Origin of the sequence: Frigoribacterium sp. CFBP9029, from assembly GCF_034045305.1 — a bacterium.
Lineage (GTDB): Bacteria > Actinomycetota > Actinomycetes > Actinomycetales > Microbacteriaceae > Frigoribacterium.
This window is the reverse complement of sequence record NZ_JAXCWB010000007.1, coordinates 146,959-164,466: the sequence shown is the minus strand read 5'-3', so window position 1 is coordinate 164,466 and position 17,508 is coordinate 146,959. Positions and strand designations below refer to the sequence as shown.

Genomic DNA, 17,508 nt, shown 5'->3' with positions numbered 1-17,508 from the left:
CGGCGCTCCGGGGAGGCGAGAGGGGGTGCAGGGAGGACCGGGTCAGGTCGATGTGGTCTGCGAGCCGCCCGTCGTCGCGTCGACGGACGGACGCCCGGCGCGCGCCAGCAGGCCAGGGCCGCCGAGCCCGCCGCCGCGGGGCTTCTTCATCACGCCGCGGCGACCCGTCCGCCGGTCGACGATCCGGACGACGTAGGAGAACGCGAGGTTCGTCAGCAGGTACACGACGAGCACCACGGCGAAGAGGGTGAAGGTGTAGTTGCTGCCGTACGAGGTGCCGAGACGGTTCAGACCCCGACGCGTCAGCTCGACGTAGCCGACGATGTAGCCGAGCGACGTGTCTTTCAAGAGCACCACCAGCTGCGCCAGGATGATCGGCAGCATCTGGCGGAACGCCTGCGGGAACTCGATCGCGAAGCGGGTGCGCACGGGCGAGAGGCCGATGGCGAGACCCGCCTCGCGCTGCCCCTTCGGCAGGGCGGCGATGCCCGAGCGGAGAGCCTCGCCGATGAGGGCGCCGTTGTAGACGGCGAGTGCGGCGACGACCGCCCAGAAGGCTCCCGTCGAGAAGACGAGGAGGATGAACAGCATCATCAGCAGCACGGGCATGCCGCGGAAGAACTCGAGGACGATCGTCGTCGGAACCCGCACCCAGGCGGTGCGCGCCGTGCGGAGGAACGAGAACAGGACGCCGATGGCGACGGCCAGGACGGACGCCACCGCCGCGGCCCGCACGGTCGCGAGCCAGCCGCCCGCGATGTTCCGCCACAGGTTGCGGTCGAGGATGATGTCCCAGCGCGACGGGTCGAGCACGCTCGCCGTGACGGCGCCGTTCGCGCTGATGCGCGGGCGCCCGAGCAGGTAGACGAGGTACGCGACCAGGGCCAGCACCAGGACGACGCCGACCACCGAGATGATGCGCGACGTGCGGCGGGCCTTGGGACCGGGGGCGTCGTAGAGGACGTTCGTGCTCATCGCAGGACCGCGACCTTCTTCTCGACGAGGGCCGCGACGCGGCCCAGCGTGATGGTGACCACCAGATAGAACACGGCGACGGACACGAGCGTCGTGATGACCGCGTCGCCCCGGTCGTTGGCGATGAACCGGCCGGCCGCGAACAGCTCTGCGACGAAGAAGCCGCCGGCGACCGAGGTGTTCTTCGTGAGGGCGATGAGCACGTTGATCAGCGGCGGGATGACCATGCGGATCGCCTGCGGCATGATCACGAGGCTGAGCGTCTGGCCGAAGCCGAGGCCGATGCTGCGGGCCGCCTCGGCCTGCCCGACCGGCACGCCGTTCACGCCGGAGCGGACCGCTTCGGCGACGAACGGCGACGTGTAGAGCGTGAGACCCACCACCGCGAGCGGGAAGTAGCCGATGCCGACGCCGAGGTAGGGCAGGACGAACGCGCAGAAGAACAGCACGAGAGTCAGGGGGATGTTGCGGATCGCCTCGGTGTAGACCGTGGCGAAGACCCGGAACGAGGCGACCGGCGAGATGCGGAGGGCCGCGACGACGAAGCCGATCACGATCGCGCCGACGGCGGACAGTGCCAGCAGCTGCAGCGTCGTGACGAACCCGCCCCAGAAGCGGGGCCAGTTCTCGGTCACGGCGTCGAAGCCGGGGATGACGTCCAAGGGGTTCACCGGGACTCCAGGTCAGAGGGCTGCCGAGAGGGCAGGAGGCGGTGGTGGGCACCGCGGGCGGGTCGCGCCGCGGTGCCCACCGGGGTGGTGACTAGTAGCGGTCGATCGCCGGGGGCTCGGGCGTCTCGAGCACGGCGCCCGCCGTGGACTCCCAGAGCTCGTCCCAGGTGCCGTCGTCTTCGGCCTCTTCGAGGGTGTCGTTGATGAACATGCGGAAGTCGGTGTCGTCGAGCGCCAGACCGATGCCGTAGGGCTCCTCGGTGAAGGGCTCGCCGACGACCTCGAACTCGCCCTCGTTCTGGTCGGCGAGACCGGCCAGGATCACGTTGTCGGTCGTGACGGCCGCGACCGCGCCGGTGCGAAGGGGCTCGAGGCAGTTCGAGTACGTGTCGGTCGCGATGATGTCGTCCGTGTACTCGGCGCTGTTGGCCTCGCTGGTCGAGCCGCTGACCGTGCAGACGGCCTTGCCCTCGAGGTCTTCGGCGCCCTCGATGCCGTCGGGGTTGCCCTCGAGCACCAGCAGGTCCTGGCCGGCCTGGTAGTAGGGACCGGCGAACGAGACGACCTTCTTGCGCTCGTCGTTGATCGTGTAGGTCGCGATGACGAGGTCGACGTCGCCGTTCTGGATGAAGGGCTCGCGGTTGGCGGACACCGTCTCGACCCAGGTGATGCCGTCGGCGGGGATGCCCAGCTTGGCTGCGACGAGCTTGCCGATCTCGGCGTCGAAGCCCTGCGGGTTGCCGGAGCCGTCGTCGAGGCCGAACAGGGGCTGGTCGAACTTGGTGCCGATGGTGATCTCGCCGGCCTCGGCGAGGCGGGCCATCGTCGTGCCGTCTTCGAAGTCGGAGACCTCTTCGACCTCGACGGCGCTGTCGGGGGCGGCCGAGTCGGTGCAGGCCGACAGGCCGAGCACCGTGACGGCTGCTGCGGCTACGGCTACGAAACCTCTACTGAGTCGCATTCTGTTCTCCTTGCTGTGTGACCCGGACGCCGATCGGCGGACGGGGGCTCCGGGGTCGGGCCGCAGGACGGACGCGCGGCGACGACGGGGTCTGTCGATCAGTGGGTGAGGATCTTCGACAGGAAGTCGCGCGCCCGATCGGACGTCGGCGCGGTGAAGAACTGCTCGGGGGTGCTCTCTTCGACGATCTCGCCGTCGGCCATGAAGACGACCCGATCGGCCGCCTTGCGGGCGAAGCCCATCTCGTGGGTGACGACGATCATCGTCATGCCGTCTTTGGCCAGCTGCACCATGACGTCGAGGACCTCGGTGATCATCTCGGGGTCGAGCGCGCTGGTCGGCTCGTCGAGGAGCATCACCTTCGGGTCCATCGCGAGGGCGCGGGCGATCGCCACCCGCTGCTGCTGACCGCCCGAGAGCTGCGAGGGCATCTTCTGAGCCTGGTTCGCCACGCCGACGCGCTCGAGGAGCTCCATCGCCCGCTTCTCGGCCTCGGCCTTGCTGCGCTTGCGGACCTTGATCTGGCCCAGCGTGACGTTCTCGAGCACCGTCTTGTGCGCGAAGAGGTTGAAGCTCTGGAAGACCATGCCGACGTCGGCCCGCAGACGCGCGAGCTCGGAGCCCTCTTCGGGGAGGCGCGTGCCGTCGATCGAGATCGTTCCGTCGTCGATCGTCTCGAGCCGGTTGATGGCCCGGCACAGCGTCGACTTGCCCGAACCGCTCGGCCCGATGACCACGATTACCTCGCCCCGGGAGACCGTCGTCGTGATGTCCTTCAGGACGTGCAGTTCACCGAAGTGCTTGTTGACGTGGTCGACGACGACGAGGGGTTCCATGCGACCACACAAACAGGTGGGTCTGACGGGCGCAAATTCACAGCGGATTCGTAACGCGATCGAAACGACACGGGCGGGCGCCTGTCGAGGCGACCCGCGCCTCCTGCAGGTCAGCTCCGGTGCGCGAAGGCGCTCTCGTAGAGGCAGACGGATGCCGCCGTCGAGAGGTTCATCGACTCGGCGTGCCCGTAGATCGGAACGACGACGGCACGGTCGGCCAGCTTGAGGTCGTCGTCGGTCAGCCCTCTGGCCTCGTTGCCGAAGAGCCAGGCCGTCGGGGCCGAGAGGACGCCCTCGCTGCGCACCGCGAGCAGGTCGTCGCCCTTGACGTCGGCGGCCAGCACCTGGATGCCCGCCTCGGCGCAGCGCGCCACCACGGACGCGAGATCGGCGCCGACGGCGACCGGCACGTGGAAGAGCGAGCCCGTCGTCGCGCGGACCACCTTGGGGTTGTAGAGGTCGACGCTTCGACCGGTCATGATGACCGCGTCCGCGCCGGCGGAGTCGGCCGCACGGATGATCGTGCCGGCGTTGCCCGGATCGCGGACCTCTTCGAGGATGGCGATCAGACGGGGGCCGCCGTCGCCCGTGTCGGCGAAGACGTCTTTGACGGCGGTCGGGAACTGGCGGCAGACGGCGATGATGCCCTGAGGGGTCACCGTGTCGGACATCGCGGCGATGACCGCCTCGCTGACGAACTCGATCTCGAGCTCGGCCTCGTGGGCGGCCGCACCCACCTGCGGATGACGCTCGAGCGCCGTCGGCGTCGCGAAGAGATCGACGAGCAGTTCGGGCCGGAACGCGAGGGCCTCGGACACCGCCTGGGGGCCCTCGAGCAGGAACGACCCGGTGTCGGTGCGCGCGTCGCGCTTGGCCAGCTTCGCCACGGCGCGGACGCGGGGCGATCGGGGATTGTCGAGGAGGGAGGTGCTCACTCCCCCACTATGCCTCACCCGGCCTCGGGAGCCGGGACGCACGACGGCCCGGACGGTGAGACCGTCCGGGCCGGGGTGGTGCAGTGGCGCTGGTGACTACGCGGCAGCCTTGGGAGCCGAGGTGTCGGCGGGCAGCGCGGCCTTCGCGGTGGCGACGAGGCCGGCGAAGGTGGCGGGCTCGTTGACGGCCAGCTCGGCCAGGATGCGGCGGTCGACCTCGACGCCGGCCAGGGACAGACCCTGGATGAGGCGGTTGTAGGTCAGGCCGTTCTGACGCGACGCGGCGTTGATGCGCTGGATCCACAGACGGCGGAACTCACCCTTGCGGGCGCGACGGTCGCGGTACGAGTAGACGAGCGAGTGGGTGACCTGCTCTTTGGCCTTGCGGTACAGGCGCGAACGCTGACCGCGGTAACCCTCGGCACGCTCGAGGATCACACGACGCTTCTTGGCGGCGTTGACCGCTCTCTTGACTCTTGCCATTTTCTTGTTCCTCTACGTTCGTGTCAGCGGTCAGTGACCGAGAAGCTTCTTGGCGACCTTGGCGTCGGCGGGGGCGAGCACCTGGTCCTGGTTCAGGCGAGCCTTGCGCTTGGCGCTCTTCACCTCGAGGTTGTGTCGCATGCCGGCCTGCTGCTTCATGATCTTGCCGGAACCGGTGACCTTGAAGCGCTTCTTGGCGCCGGAGTGGGTCTTCTGCTTGGGCATGTCTTACTTACTTTCTTCTGTCGGTTCCGCCGGTGCGTCGGCCGGAACCTCGTCGGACGTCGGGTGCTTCGGCGCCTTGTTGGCCACCTTGCGAGCTTCTGCCTCGGCCTTGGCCTCGGACTTGTTCTTGTGCGGCCCGATCACCATGACCATGTTGCGGCCGTCGATGGTGGGGGTCGACTCGACGCTGCCCCACTCGGAGACGTCTTCGGCGAAGCGCTGGAGGAGACGGACCCCCTGGTCGGGACGCGACTGCTCGCGACCGCGGAAGAGGATCATGGCCTTGACCTTGTCGCCGCCCTGGAGGAAGCCCTCGGCGCGCTTGCGCTTGGTCTCGTAGTCGTGCTTGTCGATCTTCAGACGGAAACGCACCTCTTTGAGGATGGTGTTCGCCTGGTTGCGACGAGCCTCCTTCGCCTTCTGCGCAGCCTCGTACTTGAACTTTCCGTGATCCATGATCTTGGCCACGGGAGGCTTCGAGTTGGGGGCCACCTCGACCAGGTCGAGTTCGGCCTCTGCTGCGAGACGCAGGGCCATGGCGATGGGGACGACACCGACCTGTTCTCCGGCAGGTCCGACGAGGCGGACCTCGGGGACGCGGATACGGTCGTTCGTACGGGGATCGCTGATGCGGAACTCCTCTGTCGTTGCTTCGTCACCCGCCGGACCGGTGGTCACGGCAGGGAAAGAGGAGTTTCGCGACGCGCTGCGCCATCCGAACGTCGTGCTCGGATGGTGCGACGGAACATCGCTGCACCCTGGCTGCCGACCCTCGAGGAGGATCGGCGGGGTACCAACAACCCGGTAACCTAATCGAACGGTCAAGCGCGGGTGGGAGAATCTCCACTTTCGCACCGAAGCAGATGCTTCGGAGCCTCGACGAGCTTAGCAGAGGATCTTCACGTGAGCCACACCCCCGAGCACTCCCCCGACTTCGCCTTCTCGGCCCCCGGCGACGAGGCACGCGACATCGCCGATGTGAACGCCGTGGAGGTGATCAACACCGTCGCCGTGCATCTGATGAGCGCGGCCGCCGTGAAGGTCGGGCTCGCCGACGACCCGCGCGCCCAGACCGACCTCGACGAGGCCCGCAAGCTCATCACCTCTCTGGCCGGTCTGATCACGGCCAGCGCACCCGAGATCGGCGATCAGCACGCCCGCGCCCTCCGCGACGGGCTGCGGTCGCTGCAGCTGGCCTTCCGCGAGGCGTCGACGTTCCCCGACCCCATCGGCCAGGGACCCGGCGAGAAGTTCACGGGGCCGGTCAACTAGACCGCGCCTCCTGCCGCAGTCCCGCCGGGTCGGACCGCGGCGGAGCGTGCAGCCGCGGTCCGTCAGACGGAGACGACCTTGACGGCCATGCTGTCGACCCGGTCGGCGATGATCGGGTCGGCTGCCCAGGCCGTCTGCAGTCGACCGAGCAGAGCCGTCAGCGCCTGGCGGTCAAGCCCGGCACGGACGCCCAGCTGCACGACGATCTCGGGGCCGCCCAGCCGGGCGCCCTCGTAGCCGGGGGCGATGACCAGGCCGGCCAGCGCCTCCTCGTCCGCCCCCGCGTCGAGGAAGGCCCGCAGCACGGTCTCGTCGGCGTGACTCGGCAGCCACGGCAGGTCTTGCGCGACCGCCCACAGGGCCGGTCGGCGCAGGGCGAACGCCGTGGGCGACCCCGGGTCGAGCACGAGCCGGTCGGTCGACTCGGACGCCGCCGCCAGGGCGATCCGCCGGGCGTCGGCCGGCACGGGACGCGCCGTGGCGCTCCAGACGGACAGCGCCGCCACCGAGGTGAAGGCGGGCAGCACGTCGCGCCCGTCGGGGCCCGCCACCGTCACGATGGACAGCTCCTGAGTCTTGTCGACCCGTCGCCCCTGCTCGTCGAGGTCCTCATCGCCCGCGACCGCCACGAGGGGGACGAGCAGCCGCGCGGGTCGCAGCGCGTCGACGACGGTGTCTTCACCGACCTCGCCGAGGTGGAACCGCTTGAGAGCCTCGAGGAGGCGCGGGTCGGCCGAGCCGTCGTCACCGGCGAACGCCGTGTCGTGATGATCGAAGGTGCGACCCTCCCAGGGTCGACCGGCGCTGTCCGAGCCGGGCGTCGACATCAGTCGGAGGCGACGTCGAGGGCCGCGGCCAGCGTGAAGGCGCCCGAGTAGAGCGCCTTGCCGACGATCGCGCCCTCGAGCCCCTGCGGGACCAGCTCGCGCAACGCGACGAGGTCGTCGAGGCTCGAGATGCCGCCCGATGCGATCACCGGGCGATCGGTGCGATCCATCACCTGACGCAGCAGATCGACGTTCGGCCCCTGGAGGGTGCCGTCCTTGGTGACGTCGGTGACGACGTAGCGGGCGCACCCGGCCTCCTCGAGACGGGCGAGGACCGTCCAGAGGTCGCCGCCCTCCTCCGTCCAGCCACGCGCGGCCAGCGTCGTGCCGCGCACGTCGAGCCCGACCGCGACGGCCTCGCCGTACTCGGCGATGACATGCGCCGCCCACTCGGGGTTCTCGAGGGCCGCCGTACCGAGGTTGATCCGCTTGACGCCCGTGCCGAGGGCGTCTTCGAGGGAGCGGTCGTCGCGGATGCCGCCGCTCAGCTCGACGTTGATGCCCTTGACCTGCTTGATGACCTTCTTGATGACCGACCGGTTGTCGCCCCGCCCGAAGGCCGCGTCGAGGTCGACCAGGTGCAGCCACTCGGCGCCCTGGTTCTTCCAGTCGTCGGCCGCCGCGACGGGGTCGCCGTATCCGGTCTCGCTGCCGGCCTCCCCCTGGGTCAGACGGACGGCCTGCCCCCCGGAGACGTCGACGGCCGGGAACAGGGTCAGGCTCGGAGTCGTGCAGAAGTCGCTCATGTCGTCTCTCTCGCGGCGGCGCCGCGCGGATCGCGTCGGGGCCCCGCTGAGCGCGGGACCGGAGTCGGGTTCGGGAGGGTCAGAGTGTGCCGAGCCAGTTCGAGAGCAGCCGGATGCCCGGCCGCCCCGACTTCTCGGGGTGGAACTGCGTGGCCCAGAGCGGTCCGTTCTCGACGGCGGCGACGAAGCGGCCGCCGTGGTCGGCCCACGTGACGTGCGGCTGCGGGAACGGCGGGATCACGTCGAGGGTCCACGACTGGGCCGCGAACGAGTGGACGAAGTAGAAGCGCTCGTCGGCGACGCCGTCGAACAGCGTGCTGCCCTCGGGGACGTCGACGGTGTTCCAGCCCATGTGAGGCAGCACGTCGGCCTTCAGCTCGTCGACGACACCGGGCCATTCACCCAGCCCGCCCGCCGTCGCACCGCGCTCGACACCGCCCTCGAAGAAGACCTGCATGCCGACGCAGATGCCCATCACGGGTCGCCCGCCGGCCAGACGGCGATCGATGAGCTCGCCGCCGCGGACGGACTCGAGCGCGCTCATCACGGCGCCGAAGGCCCCCACGCCCGGCACGAAGAGGCCGTCGGCCGCCTGCACCCGGGCGCGATCGGCCGTCAGCTCGACGTCGGCCCCGGCGAGCTCGAGGGCCTTGACCGCCGAATGGACGTTGCCGCTGCCGTAGTCGAGCACCACGACGGAGGGACGGACCGTCACAGCGCGCCCTTCGTGGAGGGGATGCCGACCACCCGCGGGTCGGGCTGCACGGCCTGACGGAGGGCTCTCGCGAAGGCCTTGAACTCGGCCTCGGCGATGTGGTGCGGGTCACGCCCGCCGAGAACCCGGATGTGCACCGTGATGCCGGCGTGGAAGGCGATCGCCTCGAACACGTGGCGCACGAGAGACCCCGTGAAGTGACCGCCGATCAGGTGCAGCTCGAAGCCCTCCGGCTCGCCGCCGTGCACGAGGTACGGGCGACCGGAGATGTCGACGACCGCCTGCACCAGGGCCTCGTCGAGCGGCACCAGGGCGTCGCCGTACCGTGCGATACCCGACTTGTCGCCGAGCGCCTGACGGAGCGCGGTGCCGAAGGCGATGCCGATGTCTTCGACCGTGTGGTGCGCGTCGATGTGCGTGTCACCCGTCGCCGCCACCCGCAGATCGATCAGCGAGTGCTTCGACAGCGCCGTCAGCAGGTGGTCGAAGAACGGGACGGACGAGTCGATGCTCGACGAGCCGGTGCCGTCGAGGTCGAGCGACAGCGCGATGCGCGACTCGCTCGTCTCACGCTCGAGGGAGGCCACGCGGGTAGGGGTCTGTTCGGTCACGAGGAGAGCCTAATGTCGCGCAGCGCTTCGAGGAACGCCGTGGTCTCGGCCTCGGTGCCCGCACTGACCCGGAGGTGGTGGGGGATGCCGAGGTTCCGCACGATGATGCCCCGGGCGAGCAGACGCTCGAACACGTCGGCCGGATCGTCGACCCCGCCGAACAGCACGAAGTTCGACCAGGTCGGCCAGGGCTCGTAGCCGAGCTCGGTCAGCACCCGGACGATCCGGTCGCGTTGGGTGGCGATCTCGCCGACCATGGCGAGCATCTCGTCGGCGTGCGAGAGCGCGGCGATCGCGGCGGCCTGGGTCAACGACGACAGGTGATAAGGGAGGCGCACCAGACGGAGCGCGTCGGTCACGGCCGGGTGGGCGGCGAGGTATCCGACTCGCGCCCCGGCGAAGGCGAAGGCCTTGCTCATGGTGCGGGAGACGATGAGACGCGGCCGGCCTTCGAGCAGGGTCAGAGCCGTGGGCTGGCCGACGGGCATGAACTCCGCGTACGCCTCGTCGACGAAGACGATTCCGTCGGTCGCGTCGTAGGCGGCCTCGACCGTGGCGAGGTCGAGGGGCGTGCCCGTCGGGTTGTTCGGACCGCAGAAGAACACGATGTCCGGTTCGGTGCGACGGATCTCGGCGACCGCCGTCTCGGGGCTGATGATGAAGTCGACGTCTCGCGCACCCTCGACCCAGGTGCTCCCGGTGCCCGCCGCGATGATCGAGTGCATCGAGTACGTCGGAGGGAAGCCGAGGACGCTCCGCCCGGGGCCGCCGAAGGCCTGGAGGATCTGCTGGATGACCTCGTTCGAGCCGTTCGCCGCCCAGATGTTGTCTCGGGTGAGGCCGTGACCCAGATAGGCGGCCAGGGAGTCCCGCAACTGCGTGAACTCGCGGTCGGGATACCGGTTCACCTCGAGGACGGCCTGCGCGATCGATGCGACGATGTCGCGTGCGACGTTCTCGGGAATCGGATGCGTGTTCTCGTTGACGTTGAGAGCGACCGGCACCCTGGTCTGCGGTGCGCCGTACGGCGTCAGGCCACGGAGATCGTCACGGATGGGAAGGTCGTCGAGACTGAAGGACACCGCTCCATGGTAGGTCTCCACCGGACGGAGTCCCGAATCGTCGGCCCTCGGCTGGCAGCGGTCGCGACCCCTCGAGGTCTCTTCAGACGGAGCCGCAGTGGACCGCCCGTCAGTCGGAGTACTGAGCGGGGACGGCGAGAGACTGCCCTGCCGCGACCTCGGTGCTGCTGAGGTTGTTCAACTGCACGATGTCGCTGATGACGTCGCGAGGGTCTTTGGTGGGTGCGATCTCGGACGCGACCTGCCACAGGGTGTCTCCCCCGTCGACCGTGACGTAGTCGAACGACGCCGCACCGGCGGTGTCCGATGCAACTGCACCGGGCCCGGCGAGGAGCACGCCGCCGACGACACCGGCGACGAGCAGACCGACGGCGGTGCTGACGACACGACGCCCCCGCCGGGTGATGCGCAGCCGGACGCGCGGGGGCGAAGAGAAGGAGGCGACAGCGTCGTCGGTGGGGGTGGGAGTGGCAGTGGTGGTCGTGATGGCGCTCATGAGGTGGTCCTTTCACCGCTAGAGGAGACGTCCGTGTTCGTGCCCGGCGATCGGCCGGGAACACCGGGCACGAAGACGTGTTCCGAACATATCTTCGATCAAGGTCGATTTCAACCCCGATGTTCGATTTTCTCGACGTGGATCGGCGACACACTCGAACATGTGTTTCGCCGAAGACGCCGCATCGGATACGGTTTCGATCGGTGGTCCGAGTAGAACAGCGACCACCGACATCCACGGCAGGAGACACATGAGCGACGCGCAGCGCACCCGGTCGACCGAGACGGGCTCGGTCACGCGCAAGGAGCTGACGGCCAAGCAGACGTCGATCCTGACGGCCATCCAGCAGAGCATCGGACAGCGCGGATACCCGCCGAGCATGCGGGAGATCGGCGACGCCGTCGGTCTGAAGTCGCTGTCGAGCGTGACCCACCAGTTGAACCAGCTCGAGCTCGCGGGTCGCATCCGACGCGATCCGAACCGGCCCCGCGCCCTCGAGGTCCTCTCGACCGAGGCGCCCGCCCTCGCACCCGTGACGAGCATCCTCACGACGAGCGACGACGGCGACACCGCGCACGTCCCGATGGTGGGGCGCATCGCCGCCGGCATCCCGATCACGGCCGAGCAGCAGGTCGAGGACGTGATGCCCCTCCCCCGCCAGCTCGTCGGCAAGGGCGACCTCTTCATGCTGCGGGTCGTCGGCGACTCGATGATCGACGCCGCCATCTGCGACGGCGACTGGGTCGTCGTCCGGCAGCAGAACTCGGCGGAGAACGGCGACATCGTGGCCGCCATGCTCGACGACGAGGCGACGGTCAAGGTCTTCCGTCAGCGCGACGGCCACACCTGGCTGCTGCCCCGCAACAGCGCGTTCGAGCCGATCGTCGGCGACCACGCTCAGATCGTCGGCAAGGTCGTGGCCGTGCTCCGGTCGGTGTGACCCCGACTCGACGAACGACGAAGCCCCCCGCCATTCGGCGGGGGGCTTCGTCGTGGTCGACTCGGTCGGCTCAGCTCGAGACGGCCTCGCGGTCGACGAACGGCGACAACCACGCCACGTCGCTCGGGTAGACCCGGGCGTGCACGCGCGTGCCGGCCTCCTCGTACTCCGTCTCGACGACACGACCGGAGTCGTGGAGATGAGAGACGACGTCGCCCCTGTCGTACGGTACGAGCAGCTCGAGTTCGACGTCAGGGGTCGGAAGGGTCGAGGCGATGCGCTCGAGGAGCTCGTCGATGCCCTCGCCCGTCCGGGCGGAGACGAAGACCGCGGTGGGGACGAGGCCCTGGAGCACGAGTCGCTGGTCGGGGTCGACCAGATCGCTCTTGTTGAACACCACGATCTCGGTGATGTCGCCCCCGTCGACTTCGCTGACGACCTCGCGGACCGTCGCGAGCTGCGCCGCCGGATCGGGATGCGAGCCGTCGACGACGTGGACGATGACATCCGATGCCGCGACCTCCTCGAGGGTGGAGCGGAACGCCTCGACCAGCTGATGGGGCAGGTTGCGGACGAAGCCCACCGTGTCGGCGTACGTGAACGGCCGGCCGTCTGTCGTCGAGCTCTTGCGCACAGTCGCATCGAGGGTCGCGAAGAGAGCGTTCTCGACGAGCACACCGGCACTCGTCAACCTGTTTAGCAGGCTCGACTTGCCCGCGTTGGTGTAGCCGGCGATGGCGACCGAGGGCACCTCGTTGCGGTCGCGATTGGCCCGCTTGGCGTCGCGCGCGGGCTTCATCTCCTTGATCTGCCGACGGAGACGAGCCATGCGCGTGTGGATCCGTCGCCGATCGAGCTCGATCTTGGTCTCTCCGGGGCCGCGGCTGCCCATTCCGGCACCCGCGCCTCCTACCTGGCCACCGGCCTGCCGCGACATCGAGTCGCCCCAGCCGCGCAGTCGGGGCAGCAGGTACTCGAGCTGCGCCAGTTCGACCTGCGCCTTGCCCTCCCGGCTCTTGGCGTGCTGACTGAAGATGTCGAGGATGACGGCCGTCCGGTCGATGACCTTGACCTTGACCACGTCTTCGAGGGCACGACGCTGGCTGGGCGCGAGCTCCGTGTCGGCGATCACCGTGTCGGCGCCGAGAGCCGCGACGGTCATCCGCAGCTCTTCGGCCTTGCCGCTGCCGAGGTACGTGCTCGGGTCGGGGTTGGGCCGACGCTGCAGCAGCCCGTCGAGGACGACGGCGCCGGCCGTCTCGGCCAGGGCCGACAGCTCGCGGAGGGAGTTCTCGGCGTCGGAGAGCGAGCCCTGCGAGTAGACGCCGATCAGGACGACGTTCTCGAGTCGGAGCTGGCGGTACTCGACCTCGGTGACATCCTGGAGCTCGGTCGAGAGCCCCGCCACGCGACGGAGCGCCTGGCGATCGTCGCGGTCGAACTGGTCGCCGTCCGAGCCGGTGTCGTGCAGAGAGCGGGTCTGGATCGCCTGCGCAGGCGAGAAGACGGTGTAGGCGGAAGCCCGGGACGCCGCACGGTCGAGCACGCGGGCGACGACGTCGTCACCCTGCTCGGAACGCTCGGCATCGAGCGGGTTCGTGGGGAGGTCTGTCATCGGAGTGATACTAGCCCTTTCGTCAGGCGGTGAGCGGGGAGCCGATTCGGCCGCCCGTGGGGATTGTCGATAGGTTGTGGGCCATGGCGAGCGAGCACTACTTCTCTTCGGAACCGGAGAGCCTGATGCGGCGCCGGACCATCTCGGTGACCCTCGCGGGCCGAGAACTCGAACTCACCACGGCCGCGGGCGTCTTCAGCCCCGATCGGGTGGACGCCGGGACGGCCGTCCTCCTGGCCGACGTGCCCACGCCGCCGACCTCGGGTCATCTGCTCGATGTCGGATGCGGATGGGGGCCCATCACCCTGAGCCTCGCGTTGTCGTCACCCGACGCGACGGTCTGGGCCGTCGACGTGAACAAGAGGGTGCTGGAGCTCGTGCGCGAGAACGCCCGGGCCGCAGGCCTCGAGAACGTCAACGCCGTCGAGCCCGACGATGTTCCCGCCGACCTGCGGTTCTCGACGATCTGGTCGAACCCGCCCATCCGCGTCGGCAAGAACGAGCTGCACGGGCTCTTGACCAGGTGGCTCCCCCGACTGGAGGTCGGGTCGGACGCGTGGCTCGTCGTCCAGAAGAACCTCGGCGCGGACTCGCTGCAGAAGTGGATGAACTCCGAGCTGGGCGACGTCGTCGACGTGACCCGCGCCTCCACCAGCAAGGGCTACCGCGTCTTGACGGCCCACCGTCGCTGATCAGCGAAGCAGGCCCGACGACGGCGGTCAGATCTCGAGCGCCCCGTTGAAGACCAGTTCGGCCGGACCGCTGAGCGAGACGTGCTCGCCGTCGTCCGTCGGGACGACCAGGACGCCGACCGTGCCACCCGGGACCTCGACGCGCCACTGATCGGGCGCCCCGGCACCGGCCCAGTGCCGCGTCGCGAGGGCCGCCGCCGCCGCTCCCGTGCCGCACGAGAGGGTCTCGCCGCTGCCGCGCTCGTGCACGCGCATGCGGATGTGGCCGATGCCGTCGACCACCAGGGGGTCGGCCGGGACGACGAACTCGACGTTCGCGCCCTCGACGGGTGCGGGGTCGAGGACGGGGAGGTACGAGAGGTCGAGCGCGTCGAGCTCGTCGTCGGTCGCCAGCGCGACCACGACGTGCGGATTGCCGACGGACAGCGAAAGACCGGGGCGGGCCGCATGCAGCTCTCGAGCCCGCACCGTCGGCGACTCGTCGGAGAGCGACCAGAGGCCGAGATCGACCTGGAAGCCCGTCAGACTGCGCTGGACGTGGCGCACCCCCGCCCGCGTGCCGATCGCCAGGGTGCCGCCCGGCTCGAGCGTCGCGAGGCCGCGGTCGGTCAGGTAGCGGACGAAGACCCGGATGCCGTTGCCGCACATCTCGGCCGCGCTGCCGTCAGCGTTGTGGTAATCCATGAACCACTCGGCGGCCGGGTCTTCGGCCAGGGCGTTCCGGCCGTCGGGGAGGTGCTCGGACCGGACCGCGCGGATCACGCCGTCGCCGCCCACGCCGAAGTGGCGATCGGTCAACGCCCGGATCGCCACGGGGTCGAGGGGGAACTCGCCATCGGGGTCGGAGAACAGCACGAAGTCGTTGCCCGTGCCCTGGCCCTTGGTGAACTGGAGAGTGGTGGTCACGCGTCGAGTGTATCGAGGGCCGCCTCGACGCCCCCGGGGTCGCCGGACCGCACCCAGCGGACGTCGGGGTACCGACGGAACCAGCTCACCTGACGACGCGCGTAGCGGCGGGTCAGAGCCGCACTGGTCTCGATGGCGTCGGACTCCGTCAGCTCGCCGCGCAGCTGGGCGGCAGCCTGCGCGTAGCCGATCGCTCGACCCGCCGTGACGCCGCGCTCGAGACCGCGCGCGAGGAGACCGCGGACCTCCTCGACGAGGCCGTCGCGCCACATCCGCTCGACCCGGGCGTCGAGTCGCTCGACGAGGGCCTCTCGATCGTCGTGCACGCCGACGATGGCCGAGGGGCGCCAGCGGGCCGCCTCGTCGGGCAGGCGGGCCGAGAACGGCTCGCCGGTCAGCTCGCCGACCTCGAGGGCACGGACGAGACGGCGGATGTTCGTCGAGCCGATCTTCTCGGCGGCCAGCGGATCCCGGTCGCGCAGCAGGCGGAAGAGCGCACCCGGCCCCTGGGCCTCGCCGACGGCCTCGTAGCGCGCACGGATGGCCGGGTCGGTGCCCGGGAACCGGAGGTCGAACAGCACACTCGACACGTAGAGCCCCGAGCCGCCCACGAGCACCGCCACCGCACCCCGCCCCTGGACCTCGTCGATGACCGCCCGGGCGCGCCGCTGGTACCACTCGACGCTCGCTTCGTCGGTCACGTCGAGCTCGTCCAGGAGGTGGTGCGGTATGCCGCGCCTCTCGGAGACCGGCAGCTTCGCGGTTCCGATGTCCATGCCCCGGTAGAGCTGCATCGCGTCGGCGTTGACGATCTCCGCCGGGCGACCGCTCGACCGGAGCCGCTCGGCCAGGTCGAGGGACAGCGCGGACTTGCCGGTGCCCGTGGCACCGACCAGGGCGATCAGCATCTCTCGTCGACCCCGCGGACTCAGCGGAGACCGTCGGCGGCGTCGTAGATGGGCGTCGTCGACACGCGCAGGGTCGGCAGACCCAACGACACCCTCGGTGCCCCGGAGGCGCCGGTCGAGCCGGTCGCGGACGCCGGCACCCCGCACGAGTCGGCCTGGGCGCGGTCGTAGGCGTCGCCTGCCCGCGTGCGTCGCACGTCGAAGACGGAGCCGATCGACGACTCGGCGAGGAGATGGAAGGGAGCCGCCCCGGTCACGTCGACCGTCACGACATCGCCCGGTCGAGGCGCCTCGACTCCGTCGGGGACGTCGAGGTGGACGAGACGGCTGTCTTCGGCCCGACCGGACAGCCGGCGGGTCTCGGCGTCCTTCCGACCCTCGGTCGCCGAGATGAGCACTTCGACCCTTCGGCCGACGAGAGCGCGGTTCTCGTCGAAGGAGATCCGGTCTTGGAGGGCCGTCAGCCGCTCGTAGCGTTCTTGGACGATCTCTTTGGGGATCTGATCGGCCATCTCCCCCGCGGGCGTGCCGGGTCGGACGGAGTACTGGAAGGTGAAAGCCGAGGCGAAACGCGCCTCCTCGACCACTCGGAGCGTGTCGACGAAGTCGGCTTCGGTCTCACCCGGGAAGCCCACGATGATGTCCGTCGAGATCGCCGCGTCGGGCATCGCGGCCCGGACCCGGTCGATGATGCCCAGGAACTTCGCGCTGCGATAGCTGCGTCGCATCGATCGGAGGATCGCATCGGACCCCGACTGGAGGGGCATGTGCAGCTGCGGCATCACCGCAGGGGTCTCGGCCATGGCGTCGATGACGTCATCGGTGAAGGCGGCCGGGTGCGGGCTGGTGAAACGGACGCGCTCGAGGCCGTCGATGGCGCCGACGGCACGGAGGAGCTTGCCGAAAGCGAGGCGGTCGCCGAACTCGACCCCGTAGGAGTTGACGTTCTGACCGAGCAGGGTCACCTCGACGGCGCCGTCGTCGACGAGGGAGCGGACCTCGGCGAGGATGTCGCCCGGGCGCCGATCGCGCTCTTTGCCGCGCAGCGTCGGCACGATGCAGAAGGTGCAGGTGTTGTTGCAGCCGACCGAGATGGAGACCCAGCCGGAGCTGACCGAGTCGCGCTTGGCCGGCAGGGTCGAGGGGAACACATCGAGCGATTCGAGGATCTCGACCTGCGCCTCGTCGTTATGCCGAGAACGCTCGAGGAGCGTCGGCAGCGCCCCGACGTTGTGGGTGCCGAAGACGACGTCGACCCAGGGCGCGCGCTCGAGGACGGCCTCTTTGTCTTTCTGCGCGAGGCATCCGCCCACGGCGATCTGCATGCCCTCCCGCCGCCGCTTGACGCCCGCCAGCCGCCCCAATGTGCCGTAGAGCTTGTTGTCGGCGTTCTCTCGGACGGCGCAGGTGTTGATGACGACGACATCCGCTTCACCGTCGACGGCCGGCTCGTAGCCGGCGGCCTCGAGGGATCCGCTCAGACGCTCGCTGTCGTGCACGTTCATCTGGCACCCGAACGTCCGCACCTCGTAGGTGCGACGCGCGGGAGCCGCGAGGCCGTCTACTCGGGCTTCGGAGACCGGGGCGGGGAGAACCGTCGACATAGTCGGAG

General features: G+C 69.6%; 21 protein-coding genes. 3 read left to right on the top strand and 18 right to left on the bottom strand.

Annotation, left to right across the window (positions count from 1 at the left end; genetic code table 11):
• Positions 1 to 42 precede the first annotated feature (42 nt).
• The 8 genes from SOM11_RS11160 to infC form a co-directional block, all read right to left on the bottom strand.
• Positions 43 to 975, bottom strand: coding sequence for an amino acid ABC transporter permease (locus SOM11_RS11160; protein ID WP_192060155.1), 933 nt, complete (start codon positions 973 to 975; stop codon positions 43 to 45).
• Positions 972 to 1,637, bottom strand: a complete 666-nt coding sequence (locus tag SOM11_RS11155) for an amino acid ABC transporter permease (protein ID WP_192060218.1) — start codon at positions 1,635 to 1,637, stop codon at positions 972 to 974. The genes SOM11_RS11160 and SOM11_RS11155 overlap by 4 nt, the downstream gene beginning before the upstream one ends.
• Before the next feature lie 100 nt (positions 1,638 to 1,737).
• Positions 1,738 to 2,607, bottom strand: coding sequence for a glutamate ABC transporter substrate-binding protein (locus SOM11_RS11150; protein WP_320478038.1), 870 nt, complete (start codon positions 2,605 to 2,607; stop codon positions 1,738 to 1,740).
• Between the two features lie 98 nt (positions 2,608 to 2,705).
• Positions 2,706 to 3,443, bottom strand: a complete 738-nt coding sequence (locus SOM11_RS11145; protein ID WP_320478037.1) for an amino acid ABC transporter ATP-binding protein — start codon at positions 3,441 to 3,443, stop codon at positions 2,706 to 2,708.
• Between the two features lie 110 nt (positions 3,444 to 3,553).
• The gene (locus SOM11_RS11140) at positions 3,554 to 4,378 is read right to left on the bottom strand and encodes an RNA methyltransferase (protein WP_320478036.1); all 825 of its coding nucleotides are present in this window, start codon (positions 4,376 to 4,378) and stop codon (positions 3,554 to 3,556) included.
• Between the two features lie 96 nt (positions 4,379 to 4,474).
• A complete protein-coding gene (rplT, locus tag SOM11_RS11135; protein ID WP_192060152.1) occupies positions 4,475 to 4,861 on the bottom strand; it encodes a 50S ribosomal protein L20 in 387 nt (128 codons plus the stop codon).
• 30 nt (positions 4,862 to 4,891) lie between these two features.
• Positions 4,892 to 5,086 carry a 50S ribosomal protein L35 gene (gene rpmI / locus SOM11_RS11130; protein WP_043596704.1) on the bottom strand — a complete coding sequence of 65 codons (195 nt, stop codon included), beginning with the start codon at positions 5,084 to 5,086 and terminating at the stop codon, positions 4,892 to 4,894.
• Between the two features lie 3 nt (positions 5,087 to 5,089).
• The gene (gene infC, locus SOM11_RS11125) at positions 5,090 to 5,764 is read right to left on the bottom strand and encodes a translation initiation factor IF-3 (RefSeq protein ID WP_243213760.1); all 675 of its coding nucleotides are present in this window, start codon (positions 5,762 to 5,764) and stop codon (positions 5,090 to 5,092) included.
• Positions 5,765 to 5,989: 225 nt separating this feature from the next.
• Here infC and SOM11_RS11120 point away from each other — a divergent pair, with 225 nt between their 5' ends.
• A complete protein-coding gene (locus tag SOM11_RS11120) occupies positions 5,990 to 6,358 on the top strand; it encodes a DUF1844 domain-containing protein (RefSeq protein ID WP_192060151.1) in 369 nt (122 codons plus the stop codon).
• Between the two features lie 62 nt (positions 6,359 to 6,420).
• Here SOM11_RS11120 and SOM11_RS11115 read toward each other — a convergent pair whose 3' ends face one another.
• The 6 genes from SOM11_RS11115 to SOM11_RS11090 form a co-directional block, all read right to left on the bottom strand.
• Positions 6,421 to 7,185, bottom strand: a complete 765-nt coding sequence (locus SOM11_RS11115; protein ID WP_320478035.1) for an SseB family protein — start codon at positions 7,183 to 7,185, stop codon at positions 6,421 to 6,423.
• On the bottom strand, positions 7,185 to 7,931 hold the full coding sequence (gene priA / locus SOM11_RS11110; protein ID WP_192060149.1) for a bifunctional 1-(5-phosphoribosyl)-5-((5-phosphoribosylamino)methylideneamino)imidazole-4-carboxamide isomerase/phosphoribosylanthranilate isomerase PriA: 747 nt from the start codon (positions 7,929 to 7,931) through the stop codon (positions 7,185 to 7,187). Before priA ends, SOM11_RS11115 begins: the two co-directional genes overlap by 1 nt.
• A gap of 79 nt (positions 7,932 to 8,010) precedes the next feature.
• Positions 8,011 to 8,646 (bottom strand): imidazole glycerol phosphate synthase subunit HisH, encoded by a 636-nt coding sequence (gene hisH / locus SOM11_RS11105; protein WP_192060148.1) that lies wholly within the window; start codon positions 8,644 to 8,646, stop codon positions 8,011 to 8,013.
• Positions 8,643 to 9,257, bottom strand: coding sequence for an imidazoleglycerol-phosphate dehydratase HisB (gene hisB / locus SOM11_RS11100; RefSeq protein WP_192060147.1), 615 nt, complete (start codon positions 9,255 to 9,257; stop codon positions 8,643 to 8,645). The genes hisH and hisB overlap by 4 nt, the downstream gene beginning before the upstream one ends.
• The gene (locus tag SOM11_RS11095) at positions 9,254 to 10,339 is read right to left on the bottom strand and encodes a histidinol-phosphate transaminase (protein WP_320478034.1); all 1,086 of its coding nucleotides are present in this window, start codon (positions 10,337 to 10,339) and stop codon (positions 9,254 to 9,256) included. Before SOM11_RS11095 ends, hisB begins: the two co-directional genes overlap by 4 nt.
• A gap of 109 nt (positions 10,340 to 10,448) precedes the next feature.
• On the bottom strand, positions 10,449 to 10,835 hold the full coding sequence (locus SOM11_RS11090) for a LysM peptidoglycan-binding domain-containing protein (protein WP_192060145.1): 387 nt from the start codon (positions 10,833 to 10,835) through the stop codon (positions 10,449 to 10,451).
• A gap of 250 nt (positions 10,836 to 11,085) precedes the next feature.
• Between SOM11_RS11090 and lexA the strand changes: the two genes are divergently transcribed.
• Positions 11,086 to 11,775 (top strand): transcriptional repressor LexA, encoded by a 690-nt coding sequence (gene lexA, locus SOM11_RS11085; protein WP_243213765.1) that lies wholly within the window; start codon positions 11,086 to 11,088, stop codon positions 11,773 to 11,775.
• A gap of 70 nt (positions 11,776 to 11,845) precedes the next feature.
• Here lexA and hflX read toward each other — a convergent pair whose 3' ends face one another.
• Positions 11,846 to 13,390: a GTPase HflX gene (hflX, locus tag SOM11_RS11080; RefSeq protein WP_192060143.1), complete on the bottom strand. Its 1,545-nt coding sequence runs from the start codon at positions 13,388 to 13,390 to the stop codon at positions 11,846 to 11,848.
• A gap of 83 nt (positions 13,391 to 13,473) precedes the next feature.
• Here hflX and SOM11_RS11075 point away from each other — a divergent pair, with 83 nt between their 5' ends.
• On the top strand, positions 13,474 to 14,082 hold the full coding sequence (locus SOM11_RS11075) for a class I SAM-dependent methyltransferase (RefSeq protein ID WP_192060142.1): 609 nt from the start codon (positions 13,474 to 13,476) through the stop codon (positions 14,080 to 14,082).
• Between the two features lie 27 nt (positions 14,083 to 14,109).
• Here SOM11_RS11075 and dapF read toward each other — a convergent pair whose 3' ends face one another.
• The 3 genes from dapF to miaB are packed head-to-tail and all read right to left on the bottom strand — an operon-like array spanning position 14,110 to position 17,500.
• Positions 14,110 to 14,988, bottom strand: a complete 879-nt coding sequence (gene dapF, locus SOM11_RS11070) for a diaminopimelate epimerase (protein WP_320478033.1) — start codon at positions 14,986 to 14,988, stop codon at positions 14,110 to 14,112.
• On the bottom strand, positions 14,985 to 15,896 hold the full coding sequence (miaA, locus tag SOM11_RS11065) for a tRNA (adenosine(37)-N6)-dimethylallyltransferase MiaA (protein ID WP_320478032.1): 912 nt from the start codon (positions 15,894 to 15,896) through the stop codon (positions 14,985 to 14,987). Before miaA ends, dapF begins: the two co-directional genes overlap by 4 nt.
• Positions 15,897 to 15,916: 20 nt before the next feature.
• Positions 15,917 to 17,500 carry a tRNA (N6-isopentenyl adenosine(37)-C2)-methylthiotransferase MiaB gene (miaB, locus tag SOM11_RS11060; protein WP_320478031.1) on the bottom strand — a complete coding sequence of 528 codons (1,584 nt, stop codon included), beginning with the start codon at positions 17,498 to 17,500 and terminating at the stop codon, positions 15,917 to 15,919.
• Positions 17,501 to 17,508 lie beyond the last annotated feature (8 nt).

Bases quoted from the DNA above. Each gene is read 5' to 3' on its own strand.
- SOM11_RS11160 (WP_192060155.1), bottom strand. From the start codon at position 975: ATGAGCACGAACGTCCTCTACGACGCCCCCGGTCCCAAGGCCCGCCGC.
- SOM11_RS11150 (WP_320478038.1), bottom strand. From the start codon at position 2,607: ATGCGACTCAGTAGAGGTTTCGTAGCCGTAGCCGCAGCAGCCGTCACG.
- SOM11_RS11145 (WP_320478037.1), bottom strand. From the start codon at position 3,443: ATGGAACCCCTCGTCGTCGTCGACCACGTCAACAAGCACTTCGGTGAA.
- rplT (WP_192060152.1), bottom strand. From the start codon at position 4,861: ATGGCAAGAGTCAAGAGAGCGGTCAACGCCGCCAAGAAGCGTCGTGTG.
- rpmI (WP_043596704.1), bottom strand. From the start codon at position 5,086: ATGCCCAAGCAGAAGACCCACTCCGGCGCCAAGAAGCGCTTCAAGGTC.
- SOM11_RS11115 (WP_320478035.1), bottom strand. From the start codon at position 7,185: ATGTCGACGCCCGGCTCGGACAGCGCCGGTCGACCCTGGGAGGGTCGC.
- priA (WP_192060149.1), bottom strand. From the start codon at position 7,931: ATGAGCGACTTCTGCACGACTCCGAGCCTGACCCTGTTCCCGGCCGTC.
- SOM11_RS11090 (WP_192060145.1), bottom strand. From the start codon at position 10,835: ATGAGCGCCATCACGACCACCACTGCCACTCCCACCCCCACCGACGAC.
- lexA (WP_243213765.1), top strand. From the start codon at position 11,086: ATGAGCGACGCGCAGCGCACCCGGTCGACCGAGACGGGCTCGGTCACG.
- hflX (WP_192060143.1), bottom strand. From the start codon at position 13,390: ATGACAGACCTCCCCACGAACCCGCTCGATGCCGAGCGTTCCGAGCAG.
- SOM11_RS11075 (WP_192060142.1), top strand. From the start codon at position 13,474: ATGGCGAGCGAGCACTACTTCTCTTCGGAACCGGAGAGCCTGATGCGG.
- miaA (WP_320478032.1), bottom strand. From the start codon at position 15,896: ATGCTGATCGCCCTGGTCGGTGCCACGGGCACCGGCAAGTCCGCGCTG.
- miaB (WP_320478031.1), bottom strand. From the start codon at position 17,500: ATGTCGACGGTTCTCCCCGCCCCGGTCTCCGAAGCCCGAGTAGACGGC.